At 32.7% G+C, this 13,583-nt stretch carries 13 protein-coding genes and 1 pseudogene; 9 read left to right on the top strand and 5 right to left on the bottom strand.

What is annotated here, in order from left to right; genetic code table 11:
* Positions 1-104: 104 nt before the first annotated feature.
* The 6 genes from BAQ46_RS19610 (at position 105) to BAQ46_RS19585 (ending at position 6,517) form a co-directional block, all read left to right on the top strand.
* Positions 105-1,253, top strand: coding sequence for a hypothetical protein (locus BAQ46_RS19610; protein WP_061131172.1), 1,149 nt, complete (start codon positions 105-107; stop codon positions 1,251-1,253).
* Between the two features lie 106 nt (positions 1,254-1,359).
* A complete protein-coding gene (locus tag BAQ46_RS19605; protein ID WP_048557530.1) occupies positions 1,360-3,921 on the top strand; it encodes a glycosyltransferase in 2,562 nt (853 codons plus the stop codon).
* A gap of 19 nt (positions 3,922-3,940) precedes the next feature.
* Positions 3,941-5,071, top strand: a complete 1,131-nt coding sequence (locus BAQ46_RS19600; protein WP_071742514.1) for a DegT/DnrJ/EryC1/StrS aminotransferase family protein — start codon at positions 3,941-3,943, stop codon at positions 5,069-5,071.
* A complete protein-coding gene (locus tag BAQ46_RS19595) occupies positions 5,064-5,630 on the top strand; it encodes an acyltransferase (RefSeq protein ID WP_001084169.1) in 567 nt (188 codons plus the stop codon). Before BAQ46_RS19600 ends, BAQ46_RS19595 begins: the two co-directional genes overlap by 8 nt.
* A 128-nt stretch (positions 5,631-5,758) precedes the next feature.
* Positions 5,759-5,980, top strand: a complete 222-nt coding sequence (locus BAQ46_RS19590) for a hypothetical protein (RefSeq protein WP_000459104.1) — start codon at positions 5,759-5,761, stop codon at positions 5,978-5,980.
* A gap of 90 nt (positions 5,981-6,070) precedes the next feature.
* Positions 6,071-6,517, top strand: coding sequence for a DUF6376 family protein (locus BAQ46_RS19585; RefSeq protein ID WP_071742511.1), 447 nt, complete (start codon positions 6,071-6,073; stop codon positions 6,515-6,517).
* Between the two features lie 35 nt (positions 6,518-6,552).
* Here BAQ46_RS19585 and BAQ46_RS19580 read toward each other — a convergent pair whose 3' ends face one another.
* The 3 genes from BAQ46_RS19580 to BAQ46_RS19570 form a co-directional block, all read right to left on the bottom strand.
* Positions 6,553-6,891: an EamA family transporter gene (locus BAQ46_RS19580; protein ID WP_001089868.1), complete on the bottom strand. Its 339-nt coding sequence runs from the start codon at positions 6,889-6,891 to the stop codon at positions 6,553-6,555.
* Positions 6,884-7,225, bottom strand: coding sequence for an EamA family transporter (locus tag BAQ46_RS19575; protein WP_000805123.1), 342 nt, complete (start codon positions 7,223-7,225; stop codon positions 6,884-6,886). The genes BAQ46_RS19580 and BAQ46_RS19575 overlap by 8 nt, the downstream gene beginning before the upstream one ends.
* Before the next feature lie 143 nt (positions 7,226-7,368).
* Positions 7,369-8,370 carry a S66 family peptidase gene (locus BAQ46_RS19570; protein WP_071742509.1) on the bottom strand — a complete coding sequence of 334 codons (1,002 nt, stop codon included), beginning with the start codon at positions 8,368-8,370 and terminating at the stop codon, positions 7,369-7,371.
* A gap of 205 nt (positions 8,371-8,575) precedes the next feature.
* Here BAQ46_RS19570 and BAQ46_RS19565 point away from each other — a divergent pair, with 205 nt between their 5' ends.
* Together BAQ46_RS19565 and BAQ46_RS19560 are read left to right on the top strand one after the other, a co-directional pair.
* Positions 8,576-9,529, top strand: coding sequence for a D-alanyl-D-alanine carboxypeptidase family protein (locus BAQ46_RS19565; RefSeq protein ID WP_000825888.1), 954 nt, complete (start codon positions 8,576-8,578; stop codon positions 9,527-9,529).
* A 243-nt stretch (positions 9,530-9,772) separates the two neighbouring features.
* Positions 9,773-10,375 carry a nitroreductase family protein gene (locus tag BAQ46_RS19560; protein ID WP_001993708.1) on the top strand — a complete coding sequence of 201 codons (603 nt, stop codon included), beginning with the start codon at positions 9,773-9,775 and terminating at the stop codon, positions 10,373-10,375.
* A gap of 108 nt (positions 10,376-10,483) precedes the next feature.
* Here the strand turns inward: BAQ46_RS19560 and BAQ46_RS19555 are convergent.
* A pseudogene (locus BAQ46_RS19555) lies at positions 10,484-10,655 on the bottom strand (DNA mismatch repair protein MutT).
* 677 nt (positions 10,656-11,332) lie between these two features.
* Here BAQ46_RS19555 and entFM point away from each other — a divergent pair.
* Positions 11,333-12,613, top strand: coding sequence for an enterotoxin EntFM (gene entFM / locus BAQ46_RS19550; RefSeq protein ID WP_000755553.1), 1,281 nt, complete (start codon positions 11,333-11,335; stop codon positions 12,611-12,613).
* A gap of 98 nt (positions 12,614-12,711) precedes the next feature.
* Here entFM and BAQ46_RS19545 read toward each other — a convergent pair whose 3' ends face one another.
* Entirely contained in the window at positions 12,712-13,476 is a 765-nt protein-coding gene (locus BAQ46_RS19545; protein ID WP_061130948.1) for an alpha/beta fold hydrolase, read from the bottom strand.
* Between the last annotated feature and the right edge of the window lie 107 nt (positions 13,477-13,583).

Below are 13,583 nucleotides of genomic sequence, written 5' to 3'. Positions count from 1 at the left end.
TTTGAAATAAATATTCTATTCTTTTTTTGATGGATGGCAAATGTATATGATCGTTACGAATGAAAAATGAATTTCATATTATACATATAATGGAGGGGATATACGTGAAGGAGCAGTATAAAATTATTGTTTTAAGTGATGAATTATCAAGGGAGAAGATTCAAAATACATTAGACAAAAATAAATGTAAAACAATCGTTCATCTTGTAGACGTTTCAGCTATTGTTCAAATAGAAAATTCTTTTCAATATATAGTCGTTTGGAGAATGGACGCAGAAAAACTTACAAATGAATTAATAAATAGGGGCGTGCAAAGTACAAAAATTATTAATTTAACAAAATACATGTATGAATGGAGGAATAAATTAATTTCTATCTATCAAATAAATCCGGATCTTATGTCTTTATACATTTCTATGAAAAAAGCAAAGGGTGATCCGACGTATGAATTGTTTGCGACGGGCTTGTCTTATCCGCATTGTGGCATAAGTACAGAGCTCCTCTCAAAAAAGTCAATAAAACTAACACTTCCATCGCAAGATTTATACTATGATTATTTAATAGCATCACAACTACTATCAAACAATCATTCCTTTCAATATTGTTTGATAGGAATAGCTTATTTCTCGTTTTACTTTGACATGTCGTTATCATCTGAATCATATAGAATTCACAAAGTATATTATCCATTGTTTCAAGACGGCCATCATACTGTAGTTCATTCTCCTCTATCCACTGATGGATTCTCACATCTAGATACCCCGAAACCACTTTTTTCTATTTTTAATTTGCATTTTGAATATATTTTATTAGACGAACTAACAGATGAATCATTGATATTGCCCTGGATAAATGCTGAATGGAATATCACTCCTCTTCACATTCCTTTTGAAGAACACGGAAAAATAAGAGCAGCTTCACATGCTAAATTGTCATATCCTCATACTTTAGTTGAAAATAAAACAATTTTTAAAACATATTTAGAATTACTTTTAAAACATGATATAAAACCACTAATTGTTGTATTCCCTGTTACTTCACATTATTTCAATTGTAGTAGTAAGAAATTAAAAGAAGATTTTTATAAAGTTATAAACGATTTTCAAGCTCAATATTCTTTTCAAATTATAGATTTATTTGATTCGCCATTATTTTGTGATGAAGATTTTTATGATAGTGATCATATGAATAAAAAAGGTGCAAATAAAATGTCCGTGTTATTAAATATGTTTATTCAGGAACGAAAAGTATGATATTTCGTTTCATTTCTGCATAAAAGTATATAGGCTCCATTCGGTTACAGTAATGTGATTTTTGTGTCGCGTATATAAATAATATGCGAAGAGGTGAGAGAGTAAAATGAGAACTCGTATTGAAAGAAATGAAGAGGTGGTAGATCAACTTCCGTTGGTAAGTGTATTAATTCCTACATATAATCGTCCTCGCTACTTTGAAGAGGCGTTACGTAGTGTGCTGGAACAAACGTACTCTAATATAGAAATTATAGTTGGAGATGATAGTACGAATGATGAAACAGAAAAGGTGTTACAAAAATACTTATGTGATCATTCAAATATTACTTATATAAAAAACAGGTCAACTCTTGGACAGTTTGAAAATGCTCTAATGTTATTTAATAAAGCGAGCGGTGAATATATAAATTTTTTAATGGACGATGATATCTTTCATGTGGATAAAATTGAAAAAATGATGAAGTATTTTTTCAATGATTTAGATAATGAAATTAAGCTTGTAACATCCCATCGTCAAGTAATTGATGAAAAAGGGAAAGAACTACGACATATTTATTCAACTGTCCGTTTATTTAAAGAGGATACGATTATAGAGGGAACAGAATTAGCAAATAGGGTAATTGTCGATCAAAAAAATTATATTGGAGAACCGACAACAGTTTTATTTCGTAAAAATGATTTACAAGAACCGTATGGGATTTTTGATAAGAGGAGGTATCTTTGTAACGTAGATATAGCTTCATGGTTATCTTTATTAAGTAAAGGAAAAGCGGTATATATAGCAGAGACACTGAGTTACTTTCGATTACATCCAGATCAACAGTTAAATGAATCTAATAAAATGATGGATGGATTAGAAGATTTTTCACATAGTATTATAGCTGGAGAAAAATATGGTTTCTTATCTAACGAAAAAGAGTTAGATGAAGCGATAACTAATTTTCTAGAATATGCAAGAAGGATAGTTCCATCATCAATATTATATACATTAGACTATTATCAAAAAATTAAAGAAAAGAAAATAAACATAGAAAAGAAAAAACAATATATAAATAATAATTCTCCTTTACCGAAAGTAAGTATACTTATTCCTGCGTACAATAGACCGTATTACTTGGAATTGGCGCTTAATAGTGCTCTGAATCAAACATATGAAAATATTGAAATTATTATTTCTGACGACAGTACAAATAATGAAGTCAATGCGATGATTCAACCGTATTTACGTGAATATGAGTGTATTACATATGTTAAAAATGAAACGCCGTTAGTTGCTGAAAACTTTAATAAGTGTATAGAACTTGCGAACGGGGATTATATAAACTTTTTATTAGATGATGACTTATTTCATCATGAAAAGATCGAGAGAATGATGAAATACTTTTTGACGTTAGAAAATATTTCATTTGTGACGTCTTATCGTGAACTAATTGATGAGAATGGAGAGATATTACCACCTTCAACATTAAATATGAAAATCGCGAAAGAAACTACGCTTTTTGAAGGAAAAGAATTAGGGAATTATATGTTAAAAAATTTGAAAAATGTAGTTGGTGAGCCGACAACTGTTTTGTTTAATCGGGAATTGTTTGAAGGGAAGTTTGGGTATTTTAAAGGGAAGGCTTATTCTGCTATTAATGACATTGCAACTTGGCTAGACATGATGAGGAAAGGAAAAGTAGTTTATATACAAGAACCTCTTAGTTATTTTAGACAACATAGTGGACAAAATCAAAAACAAATGCATTTTATTTTAATGACAATTGAAGAATGGATTGAATTAATTATTGATGCATATAATAGTGGGTTTTTAAGTTCTGAAAGAGATTATAAAGAGAGCTTATCCTATTGTTTAGAGAATGCGGGATTTATAGTTAAGGATGCAGTAAGAAATGGAGAACTAGATCAAATTTATAATGAAAAGATTAAAAAGGGGTTAAACAAACTAGTTGCCCATATGTTTGAGAAAGAATGTTGTTATTGTCAATATTGCAATCAACAATTTGAAAAATTTTCACCTTGGCCAGCACATTATGATTTTCCAAAATATAAATTTGAGATGTGGAATAAAGATACAGGGATATGTCCAGTTTGTAGTTCGATGGATCGTGAAAGATTGTATCGTGTGTACATTGAAACGGAAACGGACTTGTTAAGTAGAAAATATACTATGCTTCATATTGCACCTGAAGCGAATGTAAGAGATTGGTTTAACGAGTATAAAAATATTACGTATGTATGTGGGGATTTAGAGCCAAAGGATCCATTAATGAAGGAAATTGATGTTACAAGCATTACATATGATAGTAATACTTTTGATGTAATTTTATGTAGCCACGTATTAGAACATGTTCTTGATGATGGCAAAGCAATGCGAGAGTTATATAGGGTTCTAAAACCAGGTGGATGGGGAATTATTCAAGTACCCATCGTAATGAATGTGGATTCTATTATAGAGAATGAATTAATTGTAACTCCACAATTGAGGAAATTAGCTTTTGGTCAAGAAGATCATGTGAGAATTTATAATCAATCAGGGTTCATTCAACGATTAATGAATGCGGGATTTAAGGTGGAATTATATAACCTAGCTGAAAAACAAGGGATGAAAAGTGCTAGGAAATTTGGCTTATCTGAAACAGATATGCTCTATATTGTCCGAAAATGATAGGAAGGAATAGATAGATATGGAGAATATTCCTTTTTTACGTGCTTCAACTGTACCTGTAATTGAGTATTTGGATGAATTGAAGGAAATTGATACATCTCACATATATACGAATTACGGACCTATAAATCAACGTTTTGAACAAACAATTATGTCGGGATTTTTTCAGAACAGGGGAGCTGTTACAACAGTAGCAAACGCAACGTTAGGGTTAATGGCGGCCATTCAACTTAAGAAAAGAAAAAAAGGAAAATATGCTCTCATGCCTAGTTTTACATTCCCAGCGACTCCATTAGCAGCTATTTGGTGTGGATTGGAACCTTATTTTATTGATATTTCAATAGATGATTGGTATATGGATAAAACAGTACTTTTGGATAAGATTGAAGAATTAAAAGAAGAGGTTGCGATTGTTGTCCCGTACGCAACTTTTGGATCATGGATGAACTTAGAAGAATATGAAGAATTAGAGAAGAGGGGTGTTCCGGTTGTCGTAGATGCGGCACCGGGATTCGGATTGATGAATGGAAGTGTGCATTATGGACAGGATTTTAGTGGAATGATCGTATATAGTTTTCATGCAACAAAGCCTTTCGGAATTGGTGAAGGAGGGCTCATATATAGTAAAAATGAAGAAGATATACAACGTATTAAAAGAATGGGGAATTTCGGATTTGATACAAATCGTGAATGTACGATGATGGGGTTTAATTGTAAAATGTCTGAATATGCAGCCGCTATTGGGATTGCAACTATGAAAAAATGGGATGACAAATTAAAAGAACGCACCCGTATTTCTGAATGGTATAAACAATTGTTACAAAGTAATGGATTAATGAAAAAAGGGTGGCAACTCCAAAAGACAGAAGCAGTTATTCAGCAATTTATGCCTATTCTTTGTCCGGAAGAAGTTCGCAACAAACAAGTAATAGAAGACCTGAAAAAACAGAAAATAGAAGCTAGATTATACTTTTCGCCCTCTTGCCACCAACAAGTTCTTTTTAGAAACTATAAGTCTACAGATTTAACAAGAACGAATAAAATAGCAAAACGAATAGTAAGTTTGCCTTTATGGGAAGGAATGACGAAAGAAATAGTAGAACAAATTGTAAGATGTTTAGGTCAGAGGGCGGTGTTGGCAGATGAATAGTTTTTATAGTCAAGAAGAGCTAAAGAAAATTGGATTTTTATCAATTGGGAAGAATGTATTGATTAGTAAAAAAGCAAGTATATATAATCCAGGTGTTATATCAGTAGGTAATCATGTAAGGATTGATGATTTTTGCATTTTAAGTGGCAAAATTACAATTGGAAGTTATTCGCATATATCAGCGTATACAGCGTTATATGGAGGGGAAGTTGGGATTGAAATGCATGACTTTGCAAATATCTCAGCTAAAACAATCGTATATGCAGTACTAGATGATTTCAGTGGGAATACATTAATGGGACCAACTGTTCCGAGTCAATATAGGAATGTGAAAACAGAAAAAGTTATTTTAAAAAAACATGCGATTATTGGTGCTAATTCTATTATTTTTCCAAATGTAACTATAGGAGAAGGTACGGCAGTCGGTGCGATGAGTATGGTAAAAGAGAGTTTAGATGATTGGTATATTTATGCGGGAGTTCCCGTAAGAAAAGTAAAACCTCGTCAAAGAAAGATGCTAGAGTTAGAAATTGATTTTTTAAAAAACATTCATTCTTAACAAAAAGAAGGAATGTTTTTTATTTTTATGGTGCAGCATAGTGTGTATATAAACGTATTATGTTTTAAATTTTGCTGACCAAGGCAATACTGAGCCATAGTGAATGTAAAGTTGGAGGGCGAGCGTATATGTTTGATGAGGATGGGATTGTTTTAATTATGGAACCGGCTGATGAAAGAAATCTGAGGAGATTTATTTTTTCAGTACCAAAGTCAGTGTATGAAAAGAAGGGGCTTACATTACACTATGGAACAGCTATAGGACAAGGATATACGGATATAATTGAAGATATTATTAGCGTACATATAGAAGTAGATGTTGTAACAGTAATCGGGCATGTAAGAGGGTAAATAGCTATTTGAAAAAAGGTTATAAGTAATGTAGCTAGAAGTTAGGATAGAGAAACTTACAGACAATTATAAAGACGAAGGGAGCCTAAAATGAAAATAAAATCAATTTTAGTAGTATTTATAGTTACAATTGGCTTAATGGGATGTTCACTAGTAGAACAAGGAAAGAACTCCATAGATTATGCTCAAAAAGCGACAGACTATATAAATGAAATAAGTGCGTTTGCAAATGATGCACCAGCATTAGCTGAAAAGGCTGTTAATGATAGTGAAGCTCGAAAAGAATTAGAAGCGAAGCTTAGTGAAATTAAACAAGATATACCCGCTTTTAATGAATTAACACCGCCTGATGTAGCAAAGGATCTTCATCAGCAAATCGTCGGATATAACGAAAAGTTAAATACGTTAATTGATACGGCGATGACAAAGATAGAAGAAGGGAAAGTGAATGTAGAAGAGTTTAAAAACTCGGAGCTTATGCAGACGGTAGATCAAGTTCGAGATTTGAAAGAGAAGGTGCAAAATTTAGGTCAATAGTAAAAGGCTCCGTTTGTGATAAACGGAGCCTTTTACTATTGGATACAATAAACGATTACACCAACGATAATAATCATGTTGCCGATGAGTTTACGTTTCGTTATTTTTTCTCCTAGGAAATACCAACCGAAAATTAATATGATGATATAACTTAAGGATTCTAATGCTGATGCTTGTTTTAATGCCATGCCCTTCATGGCGATAACATTTAATCCAGCGTTAATTACAAATAAAGAGTAGCCGATAATAACATAAGGATTCACATATTCTTTTATTCTAGAATCGTATTGTTGCAAAGTAGCTTTTTTTAATAATATTTGTGAGTAATTAGCTAAAATTATCCCGAAAATAAATAATAACATATAACTATTCATCTTTTGTCACCACCACAATTCCGACGATAATAATAGCTGCACCAAGTAAATGATTCCACTGAATCGTATCTCCAAATAGAAATACTGACCAAAGCATTGACCATAGTATAATAATCCCGCGATGTGAATATGCTTTTGATATTTCGAAATGTTTAATTACTTGTTGCCATAAAATTGCATATCCAAATAAAAGTATAACTAGTCCGAAATAAGCCATAAAAAATGAGATGGAAGCAATGGGGAATTTAGCCGCCCATTTCATGTAAACCATAATGATAGAATATATCAAAAAAGCTACATGTAAAAATAAGTAATTTTTAATAGTTGGTTTCATTTATTCACTCTCTTTTGCATATAAATATATATTTATACCTAATTTTTCTAATGATAGATATTGGAACGTATTTAGTTTAATCTTTCACATTCCAAATTATATAGTATCATGGCTTTTATTGTAAAACAATAAAAGCCATGTATTCATTTTTTCCAAGGTTCTACAATATGTATCGTTTTATTTGTTGCATCCAATTCTACTTGAACACCGATAGGCATGGTAATCATTGGATGTGTATGACAACAATCGAAGTCGGCTAGAAAAGGAATTCTTTGATTTTGAAGTACTTCTAATAGTATTTCAAAAGGTTTTCGATTTGTACCACAATCATCAAATTGCTCATGCTTTCCAAGAATGATACCTGAAATTTTATCAAATACACCGTTAATTTTAAGGAATGAAAAGCTTCTTTCAATAGTAGCTGCATCTTTTGAACTGTCCTCAATAAAGAGAATATCGCCTTCTTGAATACATGGCATAAAAGAGCTGCCCAAAATTCCTTGTATTGTATTTAAGTTGCCGCCAATTATCCGTCCGGTAGCTTGTCCATTTGTTACAGAAATCCAATTATTTGGTCTAAGTTCTTTTTCTTTCGTTTTCTCTTCCCAATTAATAAATTCGTCTGACCAAAATAAAGGTTGTTTTATGTTGTATGGAAGCGCTTGATCATGCAGTAATGTTTCTACAAAATATTTGTATGTATCATCTACAAAAGGCTCAAATTCTCCAAAGGAGGGAACGAGTGCCGGGCCGTAAAATGTAGGGAGTCCTGTTTTTGCATAAATCCCTAGTAATAAAGCTGTTGCATCTGAATACCCAATCATTATTTTAGGGTTATTTAGAAAAGTATCATAATCAATATAAGGCAATAAGGAATTTGAATTCATGCCACCAATTGTTGACATGATACAAGAAACATTCGGGTTTCTTATTAAAGCATTTAGTTCCTCAGCACGCTCTTGTATACTACCCGAACGATAATAATCATATCGACCTGTTAGTGAACCTTCTAATATATGAAATCCTTTCTGTTGTAAGTAAGATTTCGCTCGTTCAAATCTTTTAGGAGAAGTGTAGGTTACTGGAGAAGAAGGGGAGTAAATCCCAATTGTATCTCCGTATTTTAATGATTTTGGAAGTGGCATTTGTATGAATCCCTTCTATTAATAGTTTTATTCATAAGGTTTATCATTGAATATTCTTATATTTCGGTATTGTTATTGTAACATGCATGCATTGAAATAATAATTGCTGTAGATGAATAAATATGCTTTTTACCTTGACGATATAAAGGGAAAGTTGTTATGGTTAAATGTGAGTGTATAAAAGGTTTGTTAAAGGAGTTTTGAAATGAAGCGGTTAAAATGGGGAAGGCTGACAGTCCTATTAGTCATTGTTTTAGGGATATGTTGGTTCTTATTCCAAGGAACTCAAAAGAGTGCAACAAGTATAGAGGGACAACCTTTACAAGTGGCAGAACTACCTAAAACAGGATTAGTTGAAAAAGTAGTCCCACCAAAGTACATACCACCGGAAATTGATGCAAAAGCAGCTATGATTATTGATGCGAGTAATGGAGATGTTATTTATCAACATAATGAAAATGAGGCTTTTGCGCCAGCAAGTATGTCTAAGATGATGACAGCATATCTTCTATTAGAAAATGTACATAATGGGAAAGTTCGCTGGGAAGATCCAGTGAAAATGAGTGCGAAAGCGGCACAAACAGAGGGAGCGAGAATCCCAGTACAAGTTAATGACACATTAACTGTTAAAGATTTATATCATGCATTAATGATTGAGTCAGCTAATAATTCAGCTGTGGCTTTAGCAGAACATATGGCAAAATCGGAGAAAGATTTCGTTCAGCTTATGGATGCAAAAGCGAAACAGTTCAAAATGTCGGAACATGCTAAATTTGCAAATGCTTCTGGATTACAAGAGCCCGATGGAAGTGAAACAAAAATGACGGCTGGTGATGTAGCAAACTTGGCGTATCATCTTATAAAAGATTACCCAGAAATATTAGAAGTGACTCACTTACGTCAAAGTCAGTTAGCATTTAATAATATTAATGTTATAAGTACAAATGATATGTTAAACAAAAATAATAAAGCTTTATATATAGAAGGAATAGACGGATTAAAAACAGGATTTACAGATAGCGCAGGGTATTGTTTTACGGGTACAGCAAAACAAGGTGATACTCGTATTATTACAGTTGTTATGGGAACAAAAGGTAAAACGAAGCGTTTTACAGAGACGAATAAGCTAATGTCTTATGCATTTGGCTTAGTTAATTAAGTGAAATACTGGGTTGGATCATCATATAAGAAAGGCAATTTGTTGTTACGTACTATCGGTAACAGCAAATTGCCTTTTATTTTTTAGCACTAATAAAGTAAAAAGGTAAAAAATGTGAGTGTTATTATTTGAGTTTATTATTGTTTGTTTATATTATAAAGTTAGAAACTTATTAATGATAAGTTTTGAGGGGCATATGATGTGTACATAGGAAAAAGCCTCAAATGAAAATTGGAGGGAATTATGATGGCAAAAGATTTTTACTCAGCGATTGAAGACAGAAGATCTATTTACGCAATTAGTAAAGAACAAGTAGTTTCGGATGAAAAAATTCAAGAAGTGATTTATCATGCTGTAAAACATACACCTTCAGCTTTTAACTCTCAGAGTGCTCGCGTTGTCGTCTTGCTTGGAGAACAACACGATAAGTTATGGGATATTACGAAAGAAACGTTACGAAAAATTGTACCTGAAAATAACTTCGCTTCTACGGAAGAAAAAATGAATGCATTTAAAAGTGGTTATGGAACAGTTCTATACTTCGAAGATAGTGAAGTGGTGGAAGAACTGCAAGAAAAATTCGCATTATACAAAGAGAACTTTCCAATTTGGTCTCAGCAATCCTCTGGAATGTTACAATTTGCAATTTGGACAGCTTTGGAAATTGAAGGGTTTGGTGCTACATTGCAACATTACAATCCATTAATTGATGAAGAAGTGAGAAAAGAATGGGGAGTTCCAGAAAATTGGAAGCTTATTGCGCAAATGCCGTTTGGTAAACCGGTTGTACCTGCAGGTGAAAAAGAATACCAGCCTTTAGAAAACCGTGTAAAAATTTATAAATAATGTAGGAACGAGTGGGGGAATTGTTTATCCTCCACTAATTATTATTTGAACCAATCGGGGTTTTACTACTTATAAAAAGGTGAACAGGGATACAACCTGTTCACCTTTTTATAAGTAGTAAGGATTTTTTTTGATAGGAATTTTTCATCTGATTTTTTAATTCGTTTTTACGTGTTTCAATAGTTGATATTTTTTGTAAGGTAATAATTGAAACGAATTGAAAAAAAGCATAGTACAGTTCTATATTTTTATTTATAGGATCATCTATTATGTTATTCATAAATATACCTCCCTTTTGATTCCACTATTTGCAAGCAATAAAACGCTCATCTTAAAATTCAATTGCTTTCCGTGTAGGGTAAATAAAATGTGTATAGATTAAGACGCTACTATATATATGATAATATAAATACCCTATAAATTCCATAGACAGTTAAAAATGGGTAGCGGAATGTGTACTTTCGTCAAATTAGAACAGAATTTTTGAAGTTAAATCTTACAAATCGTCAAATCTTTTAAAAGTGATAGATAGTATCAAAAATAGTTTTCTAAAAATATTATACTATTGATAAAAAAAGTGTTTTTTGTCATGATAAGAGTATGCTTCATGGGAGGAACTATACTAAGTAATACATTCTTTGCATTGTGTTAGATGAATAGAATTTTTCAAAGTGGATAGAAAAATATTTACTAAGATAATGAATGGTATGTCGAATTTTCAATGAAATACATAAGAAATATGAAAAAAGCATTGCAAAAAGAGTAAGTTTAATGGTAAAGTTCACATGAAGTTCACACGAATTTCACTTCGCTCATTTAAAATGAACTCTGTGTGAAAAATAAAACTCTTGTTAAAAAATGGAACTTAATGAATATTTTACTTTGATAATATTGTAAAGTATTAAGTTTATAAGTTTTTTTTAAGAGGATAGTAGGGAAAGGAAGTAAAGACAACTTATGAAAAAAGTAATTGCAGGTTTAGCAGTAGCTTCAGTAGCAGGTGTTGCAGTTCCAGGTATGGATTCTGCTCATGCACAAGTTTCAAACGAAGCGCTAAAAGAAATTAATGGACAAACTCAAACACAAACGACTGTAACTGAAACAAAAACTGTAGAAACAAAATCCGACTTAAAATACACAGTAACTGCTGATGTATTAAATGTTCGTTCAGGTGCTGGTACAGGACATAGCGTTATTTCTAAAGTAAAACAAGGTCAAGTACTACAAGTAATTGGACAAGAAAACGGTTGGTTCAAAGTAACTGTAAACGGTCAAACTGGTTATGTAAGTGGTGACTTCGTAACGACTGGTGGTAAAACAGGAACTACTGTTCAACAAGGAACTGGTACTTACACAGTAAACGTTTCTTCACTTAACGTACGTACAGGCCCAAGTACATCTCATACAGTATTAGGCTCTGTAAATAAAGGTAAAACAGTACAAGTTGTTGGTGAAGTACAAGATTGGTTTAAAATCAACTTCAATGGTGGAACTGGATACGTAAGCAAAGACTTCGTAACAAAAGGTGGTTCTGCTGTATCTAACCAAACACAACAACCAACTACAAACAACAATACTACTACAGTTCAAACTGGTGGTTCTTATGTTGTTAACACTGGTGCTTTAAAAGTACGTACAGGCCCAGCTACATACAACGCTGTAATCGGTGGTGTAACAAACGGTACAGTATTAAACGTTACTGGCGCTGAAAATGGTTGGTACAAAATTAACCATAACGGCCGTACAGGTTACGTAAGTGCAGACTTCGTTAAGTTTGTAAAAGGCGGAGTAAACAACGTTACAAATAACAATAACGTTACAAATAACGTTCAACAACCAGGTAAAGACGTACAAAAACCAACAACAGGTGGAGATACATCTTCAATCGCTGGATTCGCTAGATCTTTAAATGGTTCACCATACAGAACTGCTGGTACAACACCTGCTGGTTTTGACTGCAGTGGATTCATTCACTACGTATTAAATCAAACTGGTCATAAAGGTGCTCGTCAAACAGTTGCTGGATACTGGAGCTCTAAAACAAAAACTAGCAATCCACAACCAGGTGATTTAGTATACTTCCAAAATACTTATAAATCAGGTCCTTCTCACATGGGCGTTTACTTAGGAAACGGTCAGTTCATTAGTGCAGAAACTGATGCAACTGGTGTACGTATTAGTTCTGTAAGTAACTCTTACTGGAGCAAGCACCTATTAGGTTACACAAAAGCATACTAAGAAAAAGTAGTTTATATACTTTTTGTATAGAGAAAAGGCTTTCCAGGGAAACTTGGGAAGCCTTTTTATAGTTGAATAAACTGGGAGTGTAGTAGTTTTTACTGTAATTTCCCATTTAAAAATCGAGCGTATAGGTCATGAAAGTAGTTCGGACGAAACAAGTTAGCTGCATGTCCTGCAAGCGGTATTTCTGTATATAAAACGTTTGGAAGAATAGACTTTAAATCAAAAAGGCAAGATTTATAGAGATGATCATGTTCACCCATTACCCATAGAATAGGGTGGGGAAGTGATTTTAATTTAGATTTCAAATCGAATTCTAATCGATGTCGTAATGATTGGGCAATAATTGATGAATGTAATTGCAATCCGAAACGGTAATAAATATTTCTTGAAATGACTGCGAACGGATTTGCTTTTAGTATGCCACTTGGAAAAATGGTATTTGCGTATTGAGAGAGCCATTTAGAGTAATCGTCTCCTCGCTTCTCCCAAAACTTTTGAAATACGTTATATAAAAGGGAAGGGTTATTATAATGTCCACCAATATGACAAATGCTCAAAACTTTTTCTGGATGCATTTGTGCAAAAATGGTAGAGATATAACAGCCGTAGCTTAAAGCGCAAATATGAGCTTTTTGAATGCCTTCTTTTTCGTATAAATTCAATAATTGATCTACGAGACGCTGTAATGAAAATTCGATAGCTTCTCCTTTATCATCGCCGTGACCTAATAAGTCATAAGTAATAACGTTGTAAGAGGCGGAAAATCGTTTATGCTCTTTTTTGAAGGCACGACGATTGCCGACTAATCCATGAATAAAAATAATTGTTTCCTTTTCGGAATGTATATTTGTTTGCAAAAAGGATACTCCTTTCAATAACGGGAGATTTATATAGTATTGTAAATTGATTATTTATCATTCGCATAGAATAATATTTAGCACTAGGTAATAATATCAGATATTTA

The sequence above is a fragment of the Bacillus paranthracis genome, from assembly GCF_001883995.1.
Classification (GTDB): Bacteria; Bacillota; Bacilli; order Bacillales; family Bacillaceae_G; genus Bacillus_A; species Bacillus_A paranthracis.
The sequence above is the reverse complement of the archived record's forward strand: the minus strand, read 5'-3'. Positions and strand labels throughout refer to the sequence as shown.

Coding starts and splice junctions, on each gene's coding strand:
- BAQ46_RS19565 (WP_000825888.1), top strand. CDS start 8,576: ATGAAGCGGTTAAAATGGGGAAGGCTGACAGTCCTATTAGTCATTGTT.
- BAQ46_RS19580 (WP_001089868.1), bottom strand. CDS start 6,891: ATGAATAGTTATATGTTATTATTTATTTTCGGGATAATTTTAGCTAAT.
- BAQ46_RS19600 (WP_071742514.1), top strand. CDS start 3,941: ATGGAGAATATTCCTTTTTTACGTGCTTCAACTGTACCTGTAATTGAG.
- BAQ46_RS19575 (WP_000805123.1), bottom strand. CDS start 7,225: ATGAAACCAACTATTAAAAATTACTTATTTTTACATGTAGCTTTTTTG.
- BAQ46_RS19560 (WP_001993708.1), top strand. CDS start 9,773: ATGATGGCAAAAGATTTTTACTCAGCGATTGAAGACAGAAGATCTATT.
- BAQ46_RS19590 (WP_000459104.1), top strand. CDS start 5,759: ATGTTTGATGAGGATGGGATTGTTTTAATTATGGAACCGGCTGATGAA.
- BAQ46_RS19605 (WP_048557530.1), top strand. CDS start 1,360: ATGAGAACTCGTATTGAAAGAAATGAAGAGGTGGTAGATCAACTTCCG.
- BAQ46_RS19570 (WP_071742509.1), bottom strand. CDS start 8,370: ATGCCACTTCCAAAATCATTAAAATACGGAGATACAATTGGGATTTAC.
- BAQ46_RS19585 (WP_071742511.1), top strand. CDS start 6,071: ATGAAAATAAAATCAATTTTAGTAGTATTTATAGTTACAATTGGCTTA.
- BAQ46_RS19595 (WP_001084169.1), top strand. CDS start 5,064: ATGAATAGTTTTTATAGTCAAGAAGAGCTAAAGAAAATTGGATTTTTA.
- entFM (WP_000755553.1), top strand. CDS start 11,333: ATGAAAAAAGTAATTGCAGGTTTAGCAGTAGCTTCAGTAGCAGGTGTT.